17 protein-coding genes and 1 pseudogene are annotated in these 24,500 nt (G+C 47.0%); 3 read left to right on the plus strand and 15 right to left on the minus strand.

Annotated features, from left to right (window positions below):
* The 11 genes and pseudogenes from NI000_RS30380 to NI000_RS30430 form a co-directional block, all read right to left on the minus strand.
* The coding region (locus NI000_RS30380) for a hypothetical protein (RefSeq protein WP_253415104.1) at nucleotides 1–3,229 on the minus strand (3,229 nt) is incomplete at its 3' end.
* 49 nt (nucleotides 3,230–3,278) lie between these two features.
* Nucleotides 3,279–3,722 (minus strand): phage tail protein, encoded by a 444-nt coding sequence (locus tag NI000_RS30385; RefSeq protein WP_253415105.1) that lies wholly within the window; start codon nucleotides 3,720–3,722, stop codon nucleotides 3,279–3,281.
* Nucleotides 3,723–3,727: 5 nt separating this feature from the next.
* Nucleotides 3,728–3,904 (minus strand): annotated as a pseudogene (locus NI000_RS30390) (DUF6760 family protein); the annotation flags it as partial.
* Nucleotides 3,905–3,915: 11 nt separating this feature from the next.
* Nucleotides 3,916–4,293: a hypothetical protein gene (locus tag NI000_RS30395; protein WP_010500500.1), complete on the minus strand. Its 378-nt coding sequence runs from the start codon at nucleotides 4,291–4,293 to the stop codon at nucleotides 3,916–3,918.
* 83 nt (nucleotides 4,294–4,376) lie between these two features.
* Entirely contained in the window at nucleotides 4,377–4,811 is a 435-nt protein-coding gene (locus tag NI000_RS30400; protein ID WP_010500499.1) for a phage tail protein, read from the minus strand.
* Between the two features lie 34 nt (nucleotides 4,812–4,845).
* On the minus strand, nucleotides 4,846–6,576 hold the full coding sequence (locus tag NI000_RS30405; protein ID WP_253415107.1) for a phage tail sheath family protein: 1,731 nt from the start codon (nucleotides 6,574–6,576) through the stop codon (nucleotides 4,846–4,848).
* A 132-nt stretch (nucleotides 6,577–6,708) separates the two neighbouring features.
* On the minus strand, nucleotides 6,709–7,521 hold the full coding sequence (locus NI000_RS30410) for a hypothetical protein (RefSeq protein ID WP_253415108.1): 813 nt from the start codon (nucleotides 7,519–7,521) through the stop codon (nucleotides 6,709–6,711).
* Complete coding sequence (locus NI000_RS30415) at nucleotides 7,521–8,096, minus strand: DUF4255 domain-containing protein (protein WP_253415109.1); 576 nt, start codon at nucleotides 8,094–8,096, stop codon at nucleotides 7,521–7,523. Before NI000_RS30415 ends, NI000_RS30410 begins: the two co-directional genes overlap by 1 nt.
* A gap of 28 nt (nucleotides 8,097–8,124) precedes the next feature.
* A complete protein-coding gene (locus NI000_RS30420; protein ID WP_253415110.1) occupies nucleotides 8,125–10,407 on the minus strand; it encodes an ATP-binding protein in 2,283 nt (760 codons plus the stop codon).
* Nucleotides 10,341–10,895 (minus strand): eCIS core domain-containing protein, encoded by a 555-nt coding sequence (locus tag NI000_RS30425; RefSeq protein ID WP_253415111.1) that lies wholly within the window; start codon nucleotides 10,893–10,895, stop codon nucleotides 10,341–10,343. Before NI000_RS30425 ends, NI000_RS30420 begins: the two co-directional genes overlap by 67 nt.
* 236 nt (nucleotides 10,896–11,131) lie before the next feature.
* The gene (locus tag NI000_RS30430) at nucleotides 11,132–12,028 is read right to left on the minus strand and encodes a hypothetical protein (RefSeq protein WP_253415112.1); all 897 of its coding nucleotides are present in this window, start codon (nucleotides 12,026–12,028) and stop codon (nucleotides 11,132–11,134) included.
* A 258-nt stretch (nucleotides 12,029–12,286) separates the two neighbouring features.
* On the opposite strand from NI000_RS30430, the gene NI000_RS30435 reads away from it, so the two are divergent.
* Together NI000_RS30435 and NI000_RS30440 are read left to right on the plus strand one after the other, a co-directional pair.
* Nucleotides 12,287–12,757, plus strand: a complete 471-nt coding sequence (locus NI000_RS30435) for a GNAT family N-acetyltransferase (protein WP_253415113.1) — start codon at nucleotides 12,287–12,289, stop codon at nucleotides 12,755–12,757.
* A 3-nt stretch (nucleotides 12,758–12,760) separates the two neighbouring features.
* Nucleotides 12,761–12,892, plus strand: a complete 132-nt coding sequence (locus tag NI000_RS30440; protein WP_309247948.1) for a hypothetical protein — start codon at nucleotides 12,761–12,763, stop codon at nucleotides 12,890–12,892.
* 435 nt (nucleotides 12,893–13,327) lie between these two features.
* Here the strand turns inward: NI000_RS30440 and NI000_RS30445 are convergent, their stop codons facing one another.
* The 4 genes from NI000_RS30445 to NI000_RS30460 form a co-directional block, all read right to left on the minus strand.
* Entirely contained in the window at nucleotides 13,328–15,151 is a 1,824-nt protein-coding gene (locus NI000_RS30445; RefSeq protein ID WP_253415114.1) for a TnsD family transposase, read from the minus strand.
* A 132-nt stretch (nucleotides 15,152–15,283) separates the two neighbouring features.
* Complete coding sequence (locus NI000_RS30450) at nucleotides 15,284–16,978, minus strand: ATP-binding protein (RefSeq protein ID WP_253415115.1); 1,695 nt, start codon at nucleotides 16,976–16,978, stop codon at nucleotides 15,284–15,286.
* An 18-nt stretch (nucleotides 16,979–16,996) separates the two neighbouring features.
* On the minus strand, nucleotides 16,997–19,249 hold the full coding sequence (locus NI000_RS30455) for a Mu transposase C-terminal domain-containing protein (protein ID WP_253415116.1): 2,253 nt from the start codon (nucleotides 19,247–19,249) through the stop codon (nucleotides 16,997–16,999).
* A 3-nt stretch (nucleotides 19,250–19,252) separates the two neighbouring features.
* A complete protein-coding gene (locus NI000_RS30460; protein ID WP_253415117.1) occupies nucleotides 19,253–20,176 on the minus strand; it encodes a TnsA endonuclease C-terminal domain-containing protein in 924 nt (307 codons plus the stop codon).
* A gap of 1,071 nt (nucleotides 20,177–21,247) precedes the next feature.
* Between NI000_RS30460 and NI000_RS30465 the strand changes: the two genes are divergently transcribed.
* The gene (locus NI000_RS30465) at nucleotides 21,248–24,382 is read left to right on the plus strand and encodes a lantibiotic dehydratase (RefSeq protein WP_253415118.1); all 3,135 of its coding nucleotides are present in this window, start codon (nucleotides 21,248–21,250) and stop codon (nucleotides 24,380–24,382) included.
* The last annotated feature ends 118 nt before the right edge of the window (nucleotides 24,383–24,500 follow it).

Here is a 24,500-nt window from a genome sequence, read left to right on the forward strand (position 1 = left end):
GATGCAACTGCAACGCACGTTGCGGCGATCCAGGTGACAAGACGCCCGAAGCGTTCACAGGCATCGCGGACAAGCGTTGCGCGTTAGCCTGCGACGTATGCATCTGCAACGGGCGTTGCAGCGATCCGGGCGACAAGACGCCCGAGGCGTTCGTGCGCACCACTGACGGACGCTGCGTGTCAGCCCGTGACGTATGCAGCTCCAACGGACGGTGCGGTGCGCGGGGTGGCAACACGCCCAAGGCGCTCGCAGTTGCAGCAGACGACCAGTCTGCGCGAACCTGCGGGAGCTTGTTTGCTATAGTCGCTGCCATACGAGGTAAAGTACCCGGCAATGTTTGTACAACTGCTGGTCCGAATACTGTCACTTGACCCCTCTTGGCACGCTGCAACGAAATGGTCCTGAATTGAGCAACTAGTGCCGACGGAGCCATGCTTCCTTCTGAAGCAGAAGGATATACGACGCTGTTCTGTTTATGCAGCGTCGCATCTGGACCTGCCGGATGTCTACGCATCACCCGTTCTCCCGCAGCACCGTCCTCCAAGGCATTCCGGCTTCCTGCGATTTCCCCCGCAAAATCCGTTATTTTCGGAAAGAGGGCACTTAACCCGCCCTCCGAGCTTAAGCTAACCGGTTTATGAAGCATAAAGGAATGTACGGATAAAAACCGGGATTGTTCGTACCGCGTCGGAACAACCGGATGTCTCCGTACATCTGTTGAATTCCAGCTCCAGCCTTCCGATTCGCGTATCTCGTCTGGCATGCTTCGAAGCACAATATCTGCAAGACCTGAACCCGCTCCATCTGTAAAGCTACGGATTACTTGATTCGTAGAGCCTGAAACCGTCCCGCCTGTAAAGCTTCGAACGGCTTCGCCCGTAAAGCCTGGGGTCGCATCGTTCGCATCATGCCGAGCATTTTTCCCGCGTGTCGGCGCTGAATTCGATTGGGACGCTTGATGCCGACGAGCATAGTGCTGCTTCATCGCCCCTATGGAGTCGGCTGCATAAATCTGCGATCCAATAGACGGTGCCCTTCCTCCAGACAGCAGAGGATGGTGGCGGAATTGCAGCCCTTCGACGGCGGATGACCGTATGCCCAAGACGATCGGCGAAACGATGTTTACCCCGAATACGCTTGTCATCGGCTTGCCAGTTTTTGCAGCTATCCGCTTGGGCTGAGCGGTAACTAGGCCTGTCCCTTCGTGTCGGACAGGGACGGCCGAACTAGCCATCCTTTCTGCGCTTTCTACCTCGGCAATGCGGCCGTCATATAGCCGTTCGCTTGACATGAGCATTCGGCTGCGAAGCGGAACGAAGCCGTCCGAACCCACCGAACTATCGTATTCAACCGCAGAAATGCCGGTGGATGGTACGGTACCGGCAAGCATCGGAGTGGTACCCCTGCCGCCCAGACTCTCACGTTTTCGCCCCCGACTGCGGCCGATAAAAGCATTCTCTCGGCGCAAGGACACGCTCGTCGGAAAATGAAACAGAAGCGAAACCGACGCTTTGTCTTCTGCCTTCCGCTGCACGAGCAAAGATGTCAGACCGTAGACTGGGTCAGCATTCGTCTTTTCCCGAAGCGCCTGTTCGAAGTCAGTTGCGGTTGACGACAAGTCGCCTGGCCAATGCCGATTCATCAGCATGCCATGAGGAACACTGCGTATTAAGGAGGCGGTTGAAAATATAACCGTCTCATAAAGCCCCAATATGTTGTCTCGCACCGAAGAAGTAGCCGAAAGCTTGGCCGGATCAGCCATGCGTAACGGTCCAAGTTCAAACGGGCGGCCTTCCGAAGCTGCCGCAGCAGCATCCGTTTGGCGGCTTCCCATTATTATTCGCCCGTTCTCAAACCGTGCATCCGGCGGCCGACGACCGCTCAAAGAACCCGCTTCGAAAAAGCCAATACCATGCTGCAGCAAAATTCCCATGCCGAGGGAGGATATTCCCTTTGGCCTAAGCCACGACCGCTCGGCAACGGGTGCCGTTCCGCGGTTTTCCGAACCCGTGCTTCGCCCACGATTTTCCCCAAGTGTCCGATACCTCTTATCGTTGGCATCAACCAGACTTGCGGATGCTATGATCGGACGCACGATAGTACGGCCGCCCCGACCTTCGCTTACGGTTTGATATCCCTTCTTGTCGTCCGAATCAACCGGAATTGACGCTTTTTCCAAACGAACGCGTGAACGGGGACCCTGGCTCTCGCTTATGTTTTGAATTAGGACATCATCGGCCATGACCGAATAAAACTGTGTTGTCCGATGACTAGGTACAGGATTGAAAGCCTGTTGCCACAAGGAAACCCGCTTCCATTCCAAGACCCGCCCAAAGGCTTGTCCCTGCTCTTGCTCCGGTTTGTGCCACTCGCGCTCAAACAGCGGACTCCGTCCGCCTTCTCCCGGAGAAGGTCCCTGCTGCAAGCCCCGTTTCCGCTCGTCGCGACGCTCCCTTATTTCCGCTGCCTCATCGCGTGTTCTCAGTAACGCCATCGCCTTGGATTCGGGCTTCCGTCTGGCCTGTCGCACTTGATCAGCGGGCACATGCCGCGCCCGTTCATTGTGCCTGCTGCCTGAACGTTCGGCAAAGCGATAATCCCTTCGCAGCGCCAAAGGCTCTCTCATCCCACGACCGAGTACACGCCTGATCGGGTGAACCATCGGCCCTGCCGAGACCGACCGCATGGTTCCTGCATCCGCGGAGTTTCGCGAACCGTTCGCTTCTCCGTTCATCCGAGCTTGTCGGCGCGCACCCAAAGGCGTGGGTGAAGAAGCATACGCTCGTTCCGTTTCCCCGACATCTGAATGTAACGCCTTGCTTTCTTGCCGATGATCCGCCCGCGTCGTGCCAGTTGCCGAATTCACCTCAGCAATCCGCGATGCCGTTCCCCCGCCTGTCGGCGACAAAGAGCTTGTCTTGCGTTCCGAAGCGTCATGCCGCCGGGCCAGCTTTTCCAGCAGATGAAGCGTCTTCCGGTACGTCCGAAGCATGTCCCGTTCTTCTTGCTTGAGCAATTGCAGTTGCAATTTCAAATGAAGCGTGAATTGAACCAAGGAGACATGCTGAACAGGGGAATCCCCTTCTCCGGGCTCAAGCAGGGTTAGCGCTTGCGGTCCCAGGTAGTTCCTGGTTGCAAAACCGTATTTGCGCGTGATTTGTTCGGCGAACCGGAGATGCCCCGGCATGCTGGGCGCCGGCCCCGCTTGGATGCGCTTCGTCGTTCTCATCGTCCGTGCCCCTTGCCTTAAATGTTGCCCTTCATCCGCATGCCTTCCGCTAGCGGGCGTAAATGGCCTTTAATCCGTTGTGCACCAACTCGATCGTCTCGACCGCGACCTCGCTGCTCGAAGCGCTCAACTCGGGTCCGGTCCATTTGACCGGGTAACAGCCGAAAAAATTCCAACGGATCATTTCCTGCCACGAGGCGTCGTACATAATAATCGAGCCGCTTTTGCGCTTCACCTTGCCTCCTGCAGCGCTGAAATACCAGTCCCACAGATCGCTCGATTTCGTAATTCCCCGTTTCAATACGATCGGAGGCGATTTCGTCCCTTTCGGCAGGCGATGCGTATACCCGTTCACCCCACCCTCGGCGACTTCCTCGTACTCCAGCTCCGACTGCAGTCCGCTAACCTCGGAGAAGCCGGCGACCAGCATGCCGTCAAGCTCCACCATAAAACGAAACGCTTGCCCGAATATTTCCGAATCGGCTGCGCTCATGGGCGTCACCTCTTTTTAAAGACGTCGAAGGGGTTGTCCGGCTCATCGTTCAGGCTGCGGTTGATGCGCGAAATTTCCGAGCACCACCGCCGCCGTTCGCGATGCTCCATGTTCATGATATCGTCATGAGGCCAATGAAAATAATAAGCCAAGAACGCGGCTTCCTCATAAATCTTATCCGCCGGATAAACCGTTAGTTCCCCTCCGTCTCGGCTAAAAAAGAGATGTCCACCTCAAATTCGTGGTCGCATTTCGGACAGACGGTGCGCACGCTGAGCTTTTCCACTTCGTTGATTTGCCGGTAAAAGTTTTGCAGAAAAGCAAGGTCCGACGTAAACAGCCGTTCGATCACCTTCGTATCGATCGCCCTCAAATCTCCCAGCTTGGTAATGACTCTGGCCAGCAAAATGATGCTCAAATAACTCGGGTTTTGCTGTACGCGCTGATCCCGCATCGGCAAAATTTCATCGGCTGCGGTAGCCAGACGCATCACGCCCCGTTTGTGCAAACTGCCGTTTTCATCGACATAACCGCGCGGTAGCTCGAATTCGTATTCCGTTCTGAACTCCATGATGTCCTCCTTTGTGAGAAGCCTGCCGGAAGAAAACAAAAGCTAGCCCGACCGCCTTCGTTTCCTTCCGGCGCTTTCGGTCGTTACTTCGTCCGCGTCATGCCTTCGTGCGCCAGCTCCAAATTTTCAATGGCGACGTCGGAAGCCGTGGCGTTGAAATCCGGCGCCGTGTATTTGCAAGGCCATGCTTCGATGATCTGCCAGGTCGCCACGTCCTGTCCTTCTTCATCGAGCGCGATGATGGTTACGGTTTTTCGGGTCACCTTGCCCTGTACGCAACTGGAAATCCATTCGTACAAATCCAAGGAGTCAGTAACTCCCCACTTCAGCGTAATATTGCCGTATTTGGCCAATCCCGGGAGCTTGCGGGGCGTAATGACCTCATTTCCATTGCGATATTCCACGACATCGAGCGAAGCGTCGAAGCCGGAAACCTCGCTGAAGCCCGCTTGTTGAATCCCTTCAACCTCTACTCTGTACCGAAACTTGCGATACGGATCGGTGCGTTCTACTGCCATGCTGAGCCATACCCCTTTCTACTGTAGCCATCCATTATTCCGAACCGGTTTTTTGCGTAATCCGGAAAATGACGAATTCCGCCGGCTTGACCGGAGCGATGCCGATTACGCAAATCAGGCGGCCGTTATCGATGTCGTCCTGCGTCATCGTGTTGCGGCCTATTTGAATATAGAATGCTTCGCCCGGGCTTGTCCCCGCGAGCGCCCCGTCTTTCCAGACACGGGTCAGGAATGCATCGATCGTACGCTGAACGCGGGCCCACAGCTTCTCATCGTTCGGCTCGAAGACGACCCAGTTCGTGCCGTTCTTGATCGAGCCTTCCACGAAAATGAACAAACGGCGGACGTTCACGTACTTCCACAGCCCGTTCGAGGAAAGCGTTCTCGCCCCCCATACGCGAATCCCTTGGCCTGTAAAGGCGCGGATCAGGTTGACGCCGCGCGGGTTCAAAATATCTTGCTCGCCTTTGTTGTACTGGCAATCGAGCCCGACGCAGCCGCGCACGACTTCGTTCGCAGGCGCTTTATGAACGCCCCGCGTATTGTCGCTGCGGGCATAAATGCCGGCTACGGAGCCAGACGGCGGTATGTAAATATTACGCTTGTCCAGCGGATCGAACACCTGCAGCCAAGGATGGTACATAGCGGCATACTGCGTATCAAAAATATCGCGGTGCGTCATCACGTCGGCAATTTTCGTTTTATCCTGCGGAATGTCCAGAATCGCGAAGCGGCTGCCCAAATTTTCGCAGTGCGCGACGAGCGCGAGCTGCACGTTCGGGTCGGTTACGCCGGGCACGGCCATCAGACTGACTTCGTCGTTGTCGATAAAAGCCTGGATGCCCGTTCGTTTGCCAGGACCAAGGTCCTGACCCATAAAATCTCCCGCCGACAAGGCGTCCGCGGAACCGTCGCTGCCGCCCGACAGCTCGATCACGAACTTGCCGGCCTCTTCCGGTTGCCCGGAAATGACCTCGAACGGATGAACCGCGCCGTGGTCCGCTCCGTCGCAGGAGACACCGATAATATTGGACTTGCCGATCGCTTTCTCCACATGATTCGGGGCCGTAACGTTAAGGGAAACGCGCTCGTACGTTTCCGCCTCGTCCCCGTAAAACGCATGCAGCGTAAACTCGCACGTCGTGAGCACCTTCGCCGGAAGCAGGTTCGCATCGACGACCTCTTCGCCGCCTTCCAATGGGCTTTCTAATTCGATGATGTTGTCCTGCGACGAAACGACGCGGTTATACTGCTTGCTCTCGCCGTTATTGAACGCTACGATGTCGCCCGCTCTAAAACCGGCGTTGCTTTTCACACGGTACTTCTTGGATTTGGCGGCGTCGCCCAAAATTTCATAAATTTGCGTCTTGGCTTTGCTTGCCGGCTCCAATACGACTCGGACCCGGTTCCCCCATTCGCCCGGATTTTTGGCGAAGAGCCGGAGCGCGGAGCTTCCGTCGTTCGTCGCGGATTTCGCATCGGACGGAGCCACCCTCATCACGTAGCAGCGCGAGCCGCCGTTCACGAAGAAGTGCTCGACCGCATAGGCCAAATACCGGTAAGAGCCAAAAACATTCTCAGCGAGGTATCCCCCGAATTGCCGTGTAAAATCATTCATGCTGGTAATGAATTGCGGCAGCCCTTCCACCGGCCCTCTGGCAGCGAGACCGATAAAGCCCGCCGTGCTGGTGCTGACCCCGCCCAGCGGCACACCGCCGCTGTCGAACTCTTCCACGTATACTCCCGGCGATAAATATTCAGCCATTTGTTCCTGATCCGGATATCGTCATGGTCCGAATCAGTTCCTCCCTCCCAATCGTCATCGCTATTCCTCATGCTATCGATTTCTCGGATGTATGCAGGCTTATGTATCGATACCTTACTTCCCTCCGCTTCCTTATTCGTCGGTAGATGGGAGCAGCCCGAGCTGTACCGGTTGTCCCTCTTCCACTTGCACCTCCTGATCCAGAATAAGCGATTCGTTGTCGGACAAGAACAAATGAACCGCACAGACAAAACGTTTCACGCCCTGCGGCGGAAAAGCGGCCGCCCATTCCCCACGTCCGTCGGCAGCGCCTTCCGCCACGTCCGTCACTACGGTTCCTTTGCGATGCGCAAACCGGAACGGCGTCTGCAGCTTCGCTCTGCGGTTCGCTTCACACAGAGCGGCAATGCGGATAAACTCTCTTTTGGCCGGATCAGGATCCAGCACATAGTAGCATCGGCCGCTGACCAGCCGGTGCACGGCACCGAACGCAAGCTCCGCTTCGCCTTGGTCCGCCTCTTGGTACAACTTGGCGCAGGCCAGATTCCCGTCCGTCACGGCCGCCCGTATTATCGCGGAATCGGGAGCGGAATCCGGTGCGCCCTTCGCTCTGACGCGAATCAGTGTCGTTCCCGATGCAAAAGGATAGGAGGACGTCGGCAGCATCGGAATCAGTTCCACAGGCTCCAGCGGGGACAAAACGGCCGTATCGACAACGGCCCTGCTGTCCGCATAATGCGGCGGCGCGCTGAGGGCGATGCTATAAATTCCCGGGGGCAAGCCGAGCAGCAGGAACGTTCCGTCCGGCTTGCGGACCGGTCTGCATGGAACGCCCTCCACAACCAACCGCGGTACGGCAGCCGGCGCAAGACCGGTTACGATATCTAACGGCTTGACGACCAGAGCCAGCTTGACTTTCACCTCGCTGCGCAAGCGCTCCATCATCAATTTCCTTCCCGCTCTTCCAGTTTAAACTGCGCTTCCGCAACCCGTGTGGTTTGCTTCGTACGGGTAGAGTCCAGATAAACGGGGCCGACCATGTAGCTGAGCGATAATTTGTAAGGTGTGTTGGAAAAAAGGCTAACCGCATTTTCCAGCGTAATCGGCTGCGGCGTAATCCGGATCGTTTCATTGCTGTCGGCCAGCGCTCCTTGCAGGCTGGAGCCCCGCAGGACGGCATGGTCGTGAAACACCTGCATCACTTTCCCCATAATGCGGTGCTCGTCAAAGGAACGGGTCGCGATCTCCGATGCCGAGTGGCAGGTGACGAGATAAACCAAATTCAACGCCATCGGCGGATACTGCAGCGTGTCCGTTCCCCTTCCGATCATATTCGTCCGCCGGTTCTCGGTATTTTCCTGAATGCTGTACAAAAACAGCGTGAGCTGAAAATCTCCCTTATCCGTCGGCGAGGCCAGTCCGATCGATTCCGGCTGAGACAGGAGCTTCGGGGTCAAATGCTCTCTTAACAGCTTGACCAGCGTATTTCCCACGTCTGCGATCACCGTGTAATCAGCCATGCGCTTCCTCCCCTTCTGCCTCTCCGTCTCAATCGAACAAATCGGCGTATTCTCCCATTTCCTCGCGGATCCAGATCTTCCCGTTTTTGCGCAGCTCGTTGCGCGCCGCAAGCATGAGCTGCTTCATGCCGATAGCGCACCGCTGCTCAGCCGCCATAAAGGCCGCGGACAGCACGATATTTTTGATATACCCCCCGGCCAGCTCGAACTTGGACGCCAAGAAGCGAAAATCAATATCGTCCTCGACCGGAGCTTCGGGCGGAATCAGGCCGCGCCATATTTGCTCGCGATGCTCGGCATCCGGAAACGGAAATTTTACGATGAAGCCGAAACGCCGCATGAACGCCTCGTCCAAATTTTGCTGAAGGTTAGTTGCCAAAATGGTAATGCCGTCGTATTCCTCCATCTTTTGCAGCAAATAAGCGGTTTCCACATTGGAATACTTGTCATGCGAATCTTTGACTTCGGAACGCTTGCCGAACAACGCATCCGCTTCGTCGAAAAACAGGATGGCATTGCTGAGCTGCGCCTCGCTGAACACCTCGTGCAGGTTTTTCTCCGTTTCGCCGATGTATTTGCTGATCACCTGCGACAGATCAATTTTGTAAATTTCCAGTTGCACCTCTTTAGCCAGCACCTGCGCGGACATCGTTTTGCCCGTGCCCGGAGGCCCCGCGAACAGCAGGCTGACGCCCTTGCCATAAGCAAGCGCACGGTCGAATCCCCAGTCGCCGAGCACGGTGCCGCGGTATTGGAGCCTGGCGCAAGCATGCTTCAGCTGCTCTTTTTGCTCAGGAGGCAGAATGACCCGGTCCCAATCGTATTTCGGCTCGATTCGTACGGCTTTTTTCTTCAGGTTATGCTGTACCTGGGCATAGCAGGCCCGGTAAATCGCATCGGACTCGCCAGCCCGATTCGTCTCGGACCCGTTCCAGCGCAGCAGTTGAACCGCATAATCGAGAGAGGCTGCGATCTGCCCCGGCGAGAAGCGGAACTTCCCGGCAAGCGCTTCCCAATCCGCGGCATGCTCCAGACGTCGTTCCGCACTCCAGCTTTCCCACAGCTTCCGGCGCTCTGCCGCTTCGGGTACGGGAACCTCCACTTCCAGAAACAGTTTCCTTCCTTGCATCGGCCGGGGATTCCAGGCTTGCTCCGACAAGAGAAAAAGCGGCTCCTGCACCGACTGAAGCCGGTTCAACAGCTCCATCCGTTTTTTCCCGATGCTTTCGTCCTCTCCCAAGAGCAGGTGAAAGCGTTCGAACGCAACGACCGCCCCATAGAGCATTCCTTCGCGCAGCACCTTTACAATAAGTTCGGAAAAGGGCCGTTCGTCGCGAAGCAGGCTTTCGACGTTCGCCACCAGCAGCGGCTTGTCCCAATGAGCCGCCGCGTGCCGCGTCTGCAGCTTCTTTCCGGAGCCGGGCTGCCCCCATAAACAAAATACCGGGAGCGGGTCGGACTCTGCCCGCCGTTCGACAAATGCACGCAGCCGTCCCTGAAGCTTGTGCCCCGTTTCTAAATCCGGCGGATCCCGGTCCGCCTCGTACAGCTTGGTGCACTGGCGCAGGGACACGTCCGTATAGCCGATCCCCAGCAGAAAAGCGGTCATCCGCTCATCCAGCCGCAAGGGACGCGTAAGCAGCGGGCCGCTTGTCGGATCGGCCATCCGGCCTTCGCCGCGGAAAAACCATTCCTGCAGCCGGCTTCCGTTCATAAAAGCCTTAAGCAGTCCGCCCTCATCCGTTCCGGACAGACTGTACAGCCGCATCGCAAGCTCAGGCGTCAAATACTTGCTGGTGGCGTCGTCCTGAACGTAGGCATACAGCTTTTCGTACTTGCGGTCCGTCTCCAGGGCAAGCGCCATCAGCAGCGTCTGCTCTTCAAATTCATTCAACCCGAACATTTGCGATACATAAGGGACCGGCAGGAAGCCCCCTTGCTTCAAGGAGGCTTGCCGCTTCCGGGCCAGCTCCCGGTCCATCAAGGCCAGTTGCCGGCGCAAATCCGCAAGTTCGGCATCCTCTTCCCTGTCGTCCCCGTCATAGAGCAGCCTGTGCATTTCTTCTTCCGTCAGCACGAGTCCTTTGAAAGGCAGGAGCGAAGGATCGGCGGGCGTATCGGGCTCCTCCATCAGCTTTATCAGGATCGCCAGCCGCAAATCGAGCCTCGCCCATTCCCGTTCGTAATGCTCCCAAGCCGTTGCGTATCCCGGCGTATCCTTGTTCTTTTTACCGTACACGACCATCAGTCTCCAAAGCCGGCCCGATAACGAGCCGAATCCAGTTTCGTTTGCGCCGCTTTGGTCCCCCATTGATCGGCTTCCCGCTCCAGCGAAGGATCGTCGTTCACCGCCACACCGTTGACTTCGGTTGTCGGCATCACGCGTCCTTGCTTTTGCTGAACGATGTGCGCAAGCTCGTGACCAAGCAGCTCCTGCCCCTTCGAAGTTTCAGGATTGTATTGGCCGGGTGCAAAATGAATGTCATTGCCTTGGGCATAAGCGAACGCCCCGACCTGTTCTGCCTGATTCCCCGTATGTACCCTCACGTCGGAAAAGTCCGTCCCGAAGGCCTGCTCCATCTTCGCCCGGACAGGCTCCGGCATCCCTTCGCCTTTTCTCTGGACGGGCGGTACTGCATATTTCATTTGGAGTTCGTCTTCCTCCATGGCCATCCGTTGGGCAGGAGCTGCAGACTTCATCTGCAGCTCGTCTTCCTCCATTACCGTCCGCTGGGCCGTGCCGCCGGACATCATTCGCTGGACCGCGCGATTGCCCGCAATCCGCTGCATGTCCTTCATCTTGAAAGCCACCGGATTCCCGGTATGCAAAGGAGCATTTTCGGATCTTTGAGCAAGGGGAGGGGCTGAAAGCCTCTTGCCCGGGGAAGCGTCTCGAATCATCAAAGGACCACACCTTTTTTTACTAACTCAACTTGATTCTTACACAGCAGGCGATCTTTAAGCAATATATCTTTCGGTATATTTTGAAGAAATTCATCTCATCAAAGCAAGATTTTCCCTGAATTTGTCGAACATCATTTCCGCCTGCGGAACGGCCGGGAGCGCTCCGGTTGAAAAGCGTCCCATTCGTTCGCCGCATCCTTGCCACGATCCAGCCAACGGGCGATATTTTCCGCCGTACTTAGACGAACTTCCGCTGCGGCCCATCCGTCCGGCGTCGAATTATGAGCCGCAGGCCGTTCGGATATATTGGCCGGTGCCGGCGGACAGCCGTCCTTCTTCCACATATACTGCTTATAAAGCCGCAGTGTCGTCCCCTGCACTGTTTTTTTACGAATCTCTACCACGTGGTACTCGGGATGGCGTGTTAAAAAATGCTTCAAATCTTCCTCCTGGTGCCCTCCGGCAATTCCCGTTTCTTGAAATACAGGCAGCGGCGTCGCCATCGGAACGGCAAAATGGCTGACGTCATGCTTCCGCCACAAGGCCCCGATGTCTTTGCTCACTTGCTCGCAGCGGGTTTCAACGCCGGCCACCTGCTGTAAAATTTGCCCGGCCTGGCAGTCCTCTTCCGCCTCTCTGCGCTTCAGCTCCGTATCATTGAGGGCGTCAGGCTTGCCGAAAAGCGCGTCCATCCGACTAACAAACTTGGCGAAGGTTCTGTGGAGCTCGAAGGTTTGTCTGAGAAGATGGGCCATTTCAGGCTCCGTATCCGCTTTATACCGCTGCAAATCGCTGACCCGCTCCCCCGCGGCCATTACAGACCTCCGTAGAAAGTGCTGAACGGACGACCGTCCTAACCAATGCCGCAGCGCCCGATTTCCCGCATTTTGCTGGAGTCTCCGAATGTGCTCGAAAGTCAAGTGCCGGGCCGGGTCCTGCTTCCACAAGGGAACGTACTGCTGCGTACGCGGAGGAATTCCCTTGGCCGCAGCGCCCCGGTTTCTTGTCCTTTCCGAATGCAATGGCATGACATCTTTCCTCCATCTCCGGCATGTGTGCTTTCCGTGCATTTCATGGGCTCATGTGCCACTGTTTCTCTTAAATTCATAATAACACAAAATGTGGCAGCAGAAGAAAGGTTTAACGATTGGAGAACAATTGAAATGGTCTAATAAAAAAGCACATAATTGGCTCTTTTCCATTGTCAATAATCGAGGTACGATGTCGAATATTTAGAAACCGCCTGCACCTGCGGCGGCAACTATCCGGAAGGAGAGCAAGATCCAATGAACCCTTCGCATTCCTTGACCGTTCGTCAAGCCGAGCACGGCGATATTGAGGCGCTGGCGCCGCTGTTTGACGCGTACCGCCAGTTTTACAGGCAGCCCTCGGACGTGGAAAGGGCTGATCGCTTTCTACGCGACAATCTGGAGCGGCAGCAATCCGTCATCTTTTTCGCCTATACAGAGGACCCGGGCCGGCCGCTTGGCTTTACCCAGCTGTACCCGACGCTTTCCTCCATTGCAATGATGCGCGTATGGACGCTGAACGACTTGTTCGTCCACCCGGACGCTCGCAAGCAGGGCGTCGCCCGGGCGCTGATGAAAGCCGCCGAGGCCCACGCCCGCGCCACCCGGGCCAAAGGCTTGCAGCTGTCCACGGCCGTCGACAACGTTACGGCGCAGCGTCTGTACGCAGCGATGGGCTATGTGCGGGACGACGCGTTCCTGCACTATTATTTGAGGCTGGAGGAGTAAACGATGCGAAGAAAAGAATTCGAAATGATGGATGCGCAGGAAACGGAGAGCTTTTTGCAAGAAGTGAGCTTTGGCGTGCTCGGTACAACGGGCGAAGACGGATGGCCGGAACTGACGCCGGTGAAAACTACTTAGCCAGGGAAAATAAAGTTGTTTAATGGTTACCCAATAATATCAAGGGTTTCGGTCGTTCTATAAAAAAATTAAAGTTCTTTAATGAAGTCATCTGATGCCATCTTTTCAATTGATTTTGAGTAAATATAGTTCTTTAATCATTGCATAAAAGTAAACAACTCTTTTCATTAAAGCTTATTGCTGTGCATGCAAAGTCTTCTTTAATGTCATTCCATTTTTATCCAATTGAGAGCGCGGCTGATCTACTCTATTACCCCCGGCTCCAAAAGTAGGCCTAGGATATATATTCAGCCCAATTATTCTCTAATCTATAATATATCACACACCAATTCAAGTGAGTGAAGATGATGTGACTCTGACTAAATTAAGAGGCATGTGCAGATGCAACATGCCTCCCTTAACCCTAACTACATGTATAATTTTGTACTGCGCCAATCAACTTTTATTAACAGATAGATTTGCAAGTTGTTCATTCAGCCACTTCTCTATCTCTTCAGAACAATGTTTGTATGTTGCATGAAAGTTCTTTAATAAACCGTAGGTTAGTCTATTATACCGAGATGTCTGAAAACGATTAAGTGCCACAGTAAACATCCTTTTCTGAAAATCATCCTCTGTCTCGACAAGCTCTTCTAATAGCGCTTGACATCTAGTAAGCTTACTCACGCTGGCTGGATTCTTCATTCTTCCTTGGTCTAGAGATGTTAACTCTGCAATTATTCGACTTTTTGTTATCCTACATGTTATATTCTCTGCCAATAAATCTGACTTTGCCTTCCTTAACTTCCTGAGCATTTCCATATCAATTGCATCATAATCGCAATATTTCGATAAATTAGGCTTTCTCGGAGGAAGTTTTGTCTCAAGCCATTGACGGTCATGTTTCATTAACCAATCGTAGTAGTGTTCTCCCATCTCATTCCGAATATCCGGCCTACTTGTTTTATCCCCCAAAGACCACAATGTTTTCTCTAGTAGACTTCTTCTATCCTGTAGTCTTTGCTCAAATACTTCTTCGGTATATCTGGAAAATTTAAGATTCTTATTCTCTCTTTGATTCGAAATGATCATCAGATATTTGCGGACAGAGACGTCACTAGTCTGTAATTCTGCCGCAATCTCATCTTTTGTTAAGCCAGAATCAGCTAGTTCAACTAATTTCTTCATCCAAAGATCACCGAAGGATTCAATGGAATACGCATGTTCGTTTTCCTCCTGATTGGGTTTAGACATTCTGCTATATGTCATGCCGCATACGGGACAGGTAAATGCCCCCGATATATATTCATGTATATACCGGATACATCGGGTGATCACCTTGTTGTTATATTCGGGGCAAATCCTATTGTGACAAATCCAAGGTCCTGAACCAAAGGGTAACGGATATGAATAAGTTTCTGTTGAATCAATCAATTCTTCAGCTGAACCAAATAACCATCTCTGCAATTGTAAATAAAACAGGCTATATGGATGAACTACAGTTGGGTCCAAAAATTTTGTCATAAACTTCGTAGTGAAGATGTATCCGTCAAATCCTATTCTCATAAAATCAGCCTTATTACAAGAGCAGTAAAAATCCTCCAACAATTTTCCTTTATAGATTGTACCTTTAAAATGAAGATATCCCTTAGTCCCTAGCCTGATCAGAACTTTTTGCAAAAAAATCTCAGCATTCAGTTCATGCTTTGAATTCATAAGGGTCTCTACATCTAATAATAAATTATAAATGAAATGGTCTTCTTTGATATCAGCCGATTTAATCAAAATCATTTTTAAGCATTTTGTACAACGAGGTTGATGTAAGTGATACTGTCCGACAATGGTAAAGGGTTCCCCACACTCGTTACAATGAGTAATGAGTTTAACTTTGTGTTGGAGGCATAAATCTAAATGCTCAATCTGGTGCAAACGATGAATGTAGGTTTCTCCTATAGTATCATAATCTTCATGAACGCAAATTGGACAATATCGGACTAATTCGGAAACAAGACTCAGTAGTTGGTTAGTAACAGGTCTATAGTACCTCGCATCATTGTTAGCCTCTTTCATGTGACGATAAGCCCTCGTCTCTTTATCCTTGCTCATAAATAATCGCAATAACGGCCAAAATGTGTGGTTATTGACAAACTGGTCAAATTGGTATCCACTTATCTGAAGATTCTGCAAAGTGAATTCTATATCTTGAGGCAGAAGGGTTTTCTTTTCTAAGGTGATTCCAAACAACGTAGGTTTCCAATTTCGACCTAAAGTCGCCTTCATATATTTGTACATAATGTTTCGTATATCTTCATCTTTCCTACATATAGGAAAATAGCGCAAAGCCATGCTATCACCTTTCAATCCGTAAAATATGTACTTTACGCTATTTATAACGAGACACGGAACTATCATTTATATTTGCCCAGGCGCTACAACATCCTGTTCAAGAGATTGGATCTCCTCTCGCAATTCGTCCGTATCCTTCTTCGCTTTCTTTCCTCTAGGTTTGGATCTCAGTTGCTTTTCGATATTCTTCTTATAGATATTAACCAAATCATAAGCCTGTCTTTTTAATTCAGGCAGAGTAAGATCGGCATTTTTTGCATATATTTCTTTAACCGCTTGTTCGGACAAATCTGAAGGATCTCCTGCCTCCTTCAGCCACTTAATTGCACCTAGAACTTTTTGCTTATTGTCTGTTTCTTCGTCTGTTTCAACGTGTTGAATTTGACTTGCTACTTTTAATTTCTTAGTCAATTCAGGTAGTATGTTTTTAAAGTAAGCCTCAACATCGAATTCTGAAATAAATACATCTGTCGCTTCTTCAAGAGCCGCGGTATCCTTAAGTCGAAAAGCTTGAATGATCGGATATAGCGCTCTAAGTTCATTACGAGCAACGTCGTGGATCAGTTCTGGCGTAATTAACTCGGTTCCGTTGGCAATGGCATTCCACTGTGAGACCATGAATAATTTTACCGCTACGTCGGTAATTCCTTGGCTAAAATCATACATGGTCTGGAACATTCCCTCATCCAATGGAGCAATCTGTTTTGTCCATTGATAACGCCAAATGGCTGAAAGAAATCGTTGAAACTCCCCGGGAAATGTTTTACCCTCGTCGTTCACAAAATCCTCTTCTTTCATTCGATGCCATTCTACCATACCAAAGTACTCAACAGCCCGTCTTCCTTGTCTAAACTCCTTCGTTAGCAGCTTCCAGGCCTTTAATGTACCGATTAAAACAACAGGAACCCCAATCATATTTTTTAACGTTACAAAAAAATTCAACATCTCGTTTTGTCCACCGGTATTAGCTTCGCAGAGATGCTGGATTTCATCGATAATTAATGCACCAATTTGAAACGTTGCGCACAGCTGAGCAATTTCGGGAATGAGCTCAACCGCTGTTGCCCTCGACTTCTTATAATCATCGTAATATTTTGTTCCCAATAAGGAATCGATGGCTTGAAAGAAGTTAAGACATAGTCCCTTTGTTGAACCACTTGGAGGACATTCCAGTTTTAACCATACAATCTGGGGAAAGTTCAAATACTCTCCTTGATATTCGCCATGATGAATAATTTGAGCGGGAAACATCTTGAGTAGAATGGTATTGATAGCTGTCGACTTCCCCATCCCTGATACTCCAACAATCGTTAATCCACTACCAGAAGTTTTATAAGACATGTCAATGGTAATATTCTGGGAGGTCAGTGCCTTTAGATCTTTCCTAACATTTTCTGCACCTTCTCGTAATATCCGAACCCCATTGACTGTCAGTGGATTCCTATCTACGTAACCATCTCGAATTAAGATAGAAAGATCCTGTTCAATCTTCAGATGGTTTACCATAGGTTCAACAAAACGGGTTAATTGAAATATGGAATGTGCCCTTAACGTCGCGTTTCGTTTTCGATCGGAAGGACTAAACCTGACCACGTTAGAAAGCATTTTTGCTGCTTTCTCCATGGTATAAATCGGCGGGAGTGCTTCAATTAATGGATTTTCCCGATATTGCTTTAAGGGAGACCGTCGATATTCCGCCGGTACCGTAGCTCCCCGTAATAAGTATTGGGTTTTATTTAATTCTTCGATCCTCTTGACCAAAGTGGTTACCTCCCTGAATTACTTATATTTTCTATTCTTCTGAGCTTTCTGTAGAGCTTTGAGCATTGGATTCAAAGGTACTGCGTTATTACTAGGTCTATCTGCAGTATCAGCGGAGTTCTGCTTACTACCCGCAATTTCGACAACCACTCCCGATTTCTGTTCCTGTTGCACTAGCTGCCCATCATCAGTCACTTGCATTCCGGAGTGCCTCTCCGGTTCCCTGCTGGCAAAGAAGTTTTCAGTTTGACGATTCGCCTCTTTTTCCTCAGCACGATGTTCCCGGAGGCCTTTTAGCAGCTTTTTCATATCCACATCAAGATTCGCCATTCGATTTTCAGCCTGAGTTACGACCTGTTCCACAAAAGCGTCATAACTGACTTCTTCTTGTAACTCTTCTTGCTTAAATTCCTCATGCTCTATTCTCAAAACCTCAATAATATTTAAGTAATCATCCCACGTTTTAGTTGCTGCATGATGCTTGGTATCTATAAGGGTACATTCTTCAAAACTCATTAACTCTCTGATAAAAATTTTATCTGTAAACCGGGGGTCGTAAGAGATTTGAACCACCTTCCCCATATTTGGATGGTCCGTTTGCACAAACCAGCCTTCATCAATCGCACGTTTGCATGTATAGGGAACGCCTTCGAACATAATGCCGCGCTTTGTAACTTTCGCCTCTCCTCTAGGCAGAAGGGTCTTCGCAAGTATCTCCTCTTCTTGATAGCGCAGAGCTCCACCTTTTTTGATTCCCCAATTCCAAAGATCACGCGGGATAGGTTTCACTTGAGCTGCAATTTGATTCTCAGACATCGGGTAATTTTCCATGTAGTGATGATTGTTATGTTTCAGAACCAGGCCGATAATCAATTGCGTAAACTCTTGAAGAGTCAATATACAGTCGAGCCGCTTGTCTCTTTCCCCCCGCTGTCTTAACTTTAGTGATGTTGAACCCGGAAGTCTTTGAATAACTCCCTTATTCAACAAGTTGAAGTAACTTTCAACCAACGGCTTCCAGTCAGCTCGGAATGGAGCAGCGTATTCAATATTGATATTAAGCGAATCCGCAATATTTACATTGTTTTTGCTTAGCAATTCACCACGGTCTGCTGTGAATTGACTTGGTAGATGAAACGCAGGCCATTCCTCTTCCGTAATATTGATGCCATATTTCTTGCAGTATTCCACTTTGGAAGAGCCTGCATTTAAAATGGCCATCATTGCTCCTAGATACGAAGGACCTTCCAGCCCAACATACAGTCCAACAATCAAATGGCTATACACATCAATTACGGTATAGATGACTGGTTTGCCAATTGGAAGCCCTAGCCGATAACTACTCGTTAAATATACGTCAGCGATGGTGGCGTCAATTTGAAATCGGCTACCTGGAGACTTTGCCTTTTTCGTATCACTCCCTGTCTTAGGCCTATACTTCAAGTTATATTGTCGTTCATTGTATCTTTTACGTGCATCTTCATCTGGGTCCTTATTTATTTCTTTCTTCACCCAGTACTTGTATGTTCTATACAATGGTAACTCCGAACGATTCGGAACTATCGGCTTAAGCCTCCCATTTTCCTCTTGGTATTCAGTAACAAAAAACTTCCGGATCATTTTGATATAACTCTGTTTAATATTTAACTTCTCTTGTAGGATAAAAATCTGATAGGATATGTTGAAGATCCTATACAATCTTTCATCAACATTGATTCCTATCCACTTAGGATCAATTTCCGAACTTTTTCTAGGACGCCCACGCTTTTTTGTCGAGGCAGTAGCTATTCTATCCTTTCCTCTTCCCCCACTATTATAGTAGTGCAATAGAACCGCATTTTTGGTCTTTCCGCCTTGCCAGTATCTCTTTAAATTCTTGTGAACAGTTGGAATCGTTACTTCAAATTCCTTGCAAGCATCTCGAACAAATTGCCCTCGATACATTGGATCATAAATCTCCGGTTCAATTTGAACCATTTCTTTGATCATTTCCCAAGCCTTCCCGCTACGTTCTTGGTTTTTAGGCTTTAACTGGCTTTCATCCAGACGTTCCGATTCCATAGTATAACTCACTATCTTAGCCTTATAATTTATGATCGAATCCATGACTTCATCAAAACAGCGGATGATAGGAAACTTATCATCCCCTAGTCTAATCACGTAAATAAAATCTCTCTTTGGAGATATCCATAAGATTCTCTCCAAGTAGTGGGGATTATTGTCATCAGTTATCCACTCAAGTACCATATTTGTGTACAAATTCATTTGCATTTTCTATCCCCCATTGGGATTAATGACAAATGGTATAGGTAAGTCGGTGTTAATCTCACTTTCCATATCTACGCTAATTGATCTTGTAGCAATTAAATGCTTGAAGAAGGTCATCGCAATTCCCAACCGAAATCCAAATTGCTCGTCAACGAATGATGTAATGCGGCTTATAGATTGTTGTGGATTTTCAGTTAAAAGTTTGAGGAGCGTATTTTTTAGAGGCAGGTAGTTCTGACTATTAATCGCATCCATATAACCATCTAAATGGTAAGATTTATGCACGAATTCAATATTTTCTACAAGTTGCTTATTGATAGAGTGTTCATTGATGATGGCCCAGTTAACTCTTCGCCTTTTCCAATATACTTTCTCAATCAATAGCTTTTCTTTATTCCTTTTCTTTCTCATGTCCAGCTCATACTTAACTGCCCGGACCATCAACTCTTGAGATTGATACTTTTTTCGCGTGACTACAAAATCACTAGTCATTACAATGTCAGTTTTAGTTGTTCTATCATAGGGATGTCGGATACCCAGTTCTTGAGCAATCTCCTGTGTTTCTTCCCTTGGTAGCAACGGATATTGTTCACGTATATCGATAATATCCTTAGACCATTCCAATGTAAAAAAATACTGAGATTCCAAGGTTGACAGCAAGTGGTGCATCCTTCCCGTTTTCCACCCCTTCCTGATGCTGGAATATCCTTTTGAAGGAACTTCATTTATGTATATCCAAGGAAGGTACTGACTTCCATGTCCTTTTCCTCTGCCTTCTTTATACCGCTTTTCAATTGTTTGTTCGTCAACGGAATATTTCCTCTTGGCCATTCGTGCTTCCTTTCCTTTTTGAAGGATTGATATTAGATGAAAAAAAAGTTCTTTAATCAACTTCTTAATCTTATCTTTACCAAATTTATCAAACAACATACCATTGTAAATATTTTTGATGTCTTCTGGCAGTGGTTACGAAATGACTTCGCGTATTCAGCAGGGCTTACCAGATAAGAATGTCATCTTTCAACCCGCGACCACCGGGATTTACAGGACTGCCCTTAGCGGGTTTGGATGTGTATGGGCAACTCTTCCGACTATCCCTGCCTCAACCCAGTTCCTAGAGATGACGCCCCCATCTTTTTGCCTCCAAATAGCCTGACCAACGAATGATAGTCTCGCTCTAATACTTAAGTTGTAGGATGGATTACTGATCTACATAGGAACTGTGAAGGTCGCAAGCGGTACTCCTTACGATGAGAGATAAGGCTAACACCATCTATTATGGAGGAAAACAGAGAGATTCCGTCGGAACCGAGCGACGTGTCGTTAAGCTACGTATCAAATGCAAATAAAGTATTTATGTAGTTCTTTCTTAAAAATTTAAGAACTACATTTATATCGCATATGTACTTGGAGAACAATCGGTTATACATAATATACATGAATATTCAATTACCTGAACCAAGGCTCCATCAAGATGCGACAAAACGTTCTTCTCCTTGTACTTGAACGCTGGTTATTTCATGGATTCGATTTCTCTTAATCCGCGGCTGTTAGAAAAACATCAGCTTTCTGGAGCAGCCCACTCTAGAAGTAGATGAGCAAATTCATGTTAAAACCCACTTACAGAAAGCGGAAGGCATTGCCCAAAAATTTCATTTAGTATTTGTCTCCGGACACTCTATGTGACTTTGGTACTTTTTATTTTTTTTGTTTGTCACTAATATATAGTCAGGCTGTAAAGGAAGTTGTACTTGCTGTATGCATAATCAACAAATGGTAGTGTGATTTCTCATCTCCCTTGTCTCATTTAACGAAATATTAGAAATGGAACAACAAGTCTGCATCATCTCTTAAGCCGCGGGTCATTCTATCGATTGAATTATAGCCCATTGAGTAATTAATCGGACACTCAAGGCAATTCAAAAAGAAGGTCTGCTGCGTTATGAATTTCTTTAACTATTTAATAATATATGCATTGTCATTTAATAAAAGAGGGATTAAATGAAAAAGAAACAATTATTCACCTATAATCCTTACCCCATCTTTATGCTAAGAGCTTCAACCTTACCATATGAGTTATATGAAGAAATGTTTGTCAAAATGAAATTTAATTTATCTTCAGTTTATAACTTAAATGTTTTGAGAGAACTCATAGCTGTTTCAAGTAGTTCCCTCTATAAATCTATTTTAGAAATAAAAGAGAAAGCACCCTCTAAGCAAAGTGATAAGACGCATATGGGGGTTTCTCATTATTTAAATCGTGCGACAACTCGTCCTACCCCTTTCGGGTTATGTGCTGGGGTAGCAATTGGTACATATTCAAGCAACACAGTATTTAATATATGTGATCCAATGTTTAGAAAAAGGTCTCGCCCGGATATGAAATGGCTTTTAAACCTAATTAAAGATTTGGAAAATAATATAAATGTAGTAACACAATTAGAAGTAAAATTTAACTCATTAGCAGTTGTCAGAGGTAATAGAATTATTTTGCCTTATATAACTCGTTACGGAAATACTGTTGTTGATTTTGAGCATCAAAACTCCGAATATAATGAATACTCTATACGTGCTAATGAACTAGTCTTATTTGTTATGGAATCTGCCTTTGAGCAAATTCTTTTTTCCCAATTGGTAATAAAAATTAAAAACCAATATCCGAATGCAGCTATTGAACAAATTCATGATTTTTTACACTCTCTTTTATTAAGCGAATATTTAATAAGCAATTTAAAACCTCCAATAACAATAAGCTCACCATTTGATTATGTAATACAAAGACTGGAACATATTACAGGCCTAGATGAACTTAACAAACAGTTAAAATATCTCAATCAATTAATCAATACTTATGATTTGAAACCTATTGGAAGTGGCGAGATCATTCTTGAAGAATTGAATAAATGTATGATTAGTATTCAAAATACAACACCTAATTTGCAAGTTGATTTGAAAGCTTTGATATCTAAAGCTGAAATTAACAATAGTGTAGCTGAGGAGATAGGCAAGGCAATTGAGGTTCTGATTCTTTTATTTAAAGAAAGACTGGGAGATGAATACATTGACGAATACAAATTTGATTTTATAGAAAAATATGGCTTATATAGAGAAGTATCATTAATTGAGTTATTGGATGAGGATATTGGGATCGGGATACCTGCAACATATAATTACCCACAAGGAAAAAGAAGAAGGAAAGAAGCTAGCATAAACCAAAAAAAGTTTGTATTTTTACAAAAATGTGTATTAGATGCATTAAATAATAATTCACTTGAAGTTGATTTGAGTAACGAAAAACTTGAAGATCTGTTTGAAATAAATCAAACAGATGTCACTAAATTGCCGACATCAATTGAAGTGTTCGCCAATATTATTGCAAAATCTTGTGAAGATATTGACAAAGGCAATTATAATGTTGTACTTGGTTCTATTATCTCTCAAGGTGTTGGAAAATCATTTGGTAGGTTTTTGGATATATTAGATTACGGGTTTAAAGACAAGTTGAAATTAGCTTTAGATCATGAAAGGGAACAATTTTCTAGCGATGTCATATTTGCCGAGATAAACTTCCTTTCTGATATAGGTCGAAATAATAATGTAATGGTTAAAGAAAATCTAAGTGATTATGAGCTTGTAATTGGGACGAGCTCATCAAAAAAACTTAACTCAATTTCAGCTAATGACATTTTTGTTGGTTATAAGCCTGGTGAAGGTTTTTACTTTAAATTGAAACAGAACGGAAAAAGAATAAAGCTCGTATCAGGACACTTGTTAAATTCGAAACAAATGCCAAATATATGTAGATTTTTGCTTGAAATCACAGATGCCGAGAATTATTTAGTTAAACCACTCGATTGGGGAATATTAGAAAAATCCCCTTTTCTTCCAAGAATAACTTTTGGAAGAGTTGTTCTAAGTCCAGCAACTTGGACTATAGACAGTAACACATTTACTTTATTCAGCAATGAAAAAGAAATTGAGTGGCACGAAAAAGTACATCGCTGGAGAGAAAAATGGAAAGTTCCCCAATTTGTATATCTTTGTATGTTTGACAACAAAATTATGCTAAATTTAGAAAACACAAATCACCTTAACGATCTAAGGCTTGAATATAAAAAATTAAATGACGGTACAATTTTAAAACTTACGGAAGTATATGATTCTTTTCAGAATACATTTTTCCAACAAAATAATCTTCATTACGCAAGTGAGTTTGTTTTCCCTTTTTATTTACATACTACAGACAATATGATTATTTCAAATGTTCAGAATGTTGGAAAGAGCCCTCAAACTAGTCATCGACCTGCATACTTTCCTTTGAATGAATGGATTTATTTAAAAATTTACTGCCCCAAGACAAGAGAAGAAGAACTAATCGGAGAATACTTGCAGAAATTTTGCTTTGAAAATCAAATTAAATGGGATAGATGTTTCTACGTACGATATAGTGACCCTTATCATCATATTAGATTGAGAATCAGACCTAAATCTTGTATTACAGAACAAACCTTGTCAAAGGTAAATTTATGGGTTAAGGAAATCGAAAAATATGGGTTAGTTACGAGGGTTACCATAGATACCTATGACCCAGAAATTGAAAGATATGGGGGTCACTCTCTTATTGACTTGGCCGAAGATGTGTTTACTGTTGATAGTGAAATTTCATCAATTTGGCTACAATTTTGGAATTCTAAAAAGTTGACTATAGAAAAAAGAGTTTTAGCAGCAATATCAGTTATTGGAATTATTAAACATTTTATCAAGTATAAGGATGAACAAATTCAGTGGTTAGAAAGCCGCGTGAATCATAAAGAATACTCAAATTTATTTAGGCTTAAAAAATCCAGTTTTTTAAAATTTATTAATTACATACGAAATAATGAAATATACATTGATGACGAACTCGAATGCGTAGTTTTTAAAATGCTGAAAAAACGCAATTCTATTCTATCACTTTATTGCAAAAACGTTTTTCGTGCCTTAGAAAATAACTCTTTAACTGTGAACCCTCTTGAAATATTAGGAAGCTTAGTTCATATGCATTTAAATCGTTTATTTGGAATTGATAACGAATCTGAGAAAGAAGTCCTTGCTTTATCAAGATATGTGCTCGAGATGGTAGATAAATCTAGGTAAAAAGGAAAACTCTCAGTTGAAACTGAAAGGAGGTGAATATAAATGACACTTTTTGACTTGGATTTGCAAGTAATTGTAAAAAAGAAAGAAGTAAAAGACATTAATAACCACAAAACTG

Source organism: Paenibacillus tyrphae (assembly GCF_024158745.1).
Lineage (GTDB): Bacteria > Bacillota > Bacilli > Paenibacillales > NBRC-103111 > Paenibacillus_G > Paenibacillus_G tyrfis_A.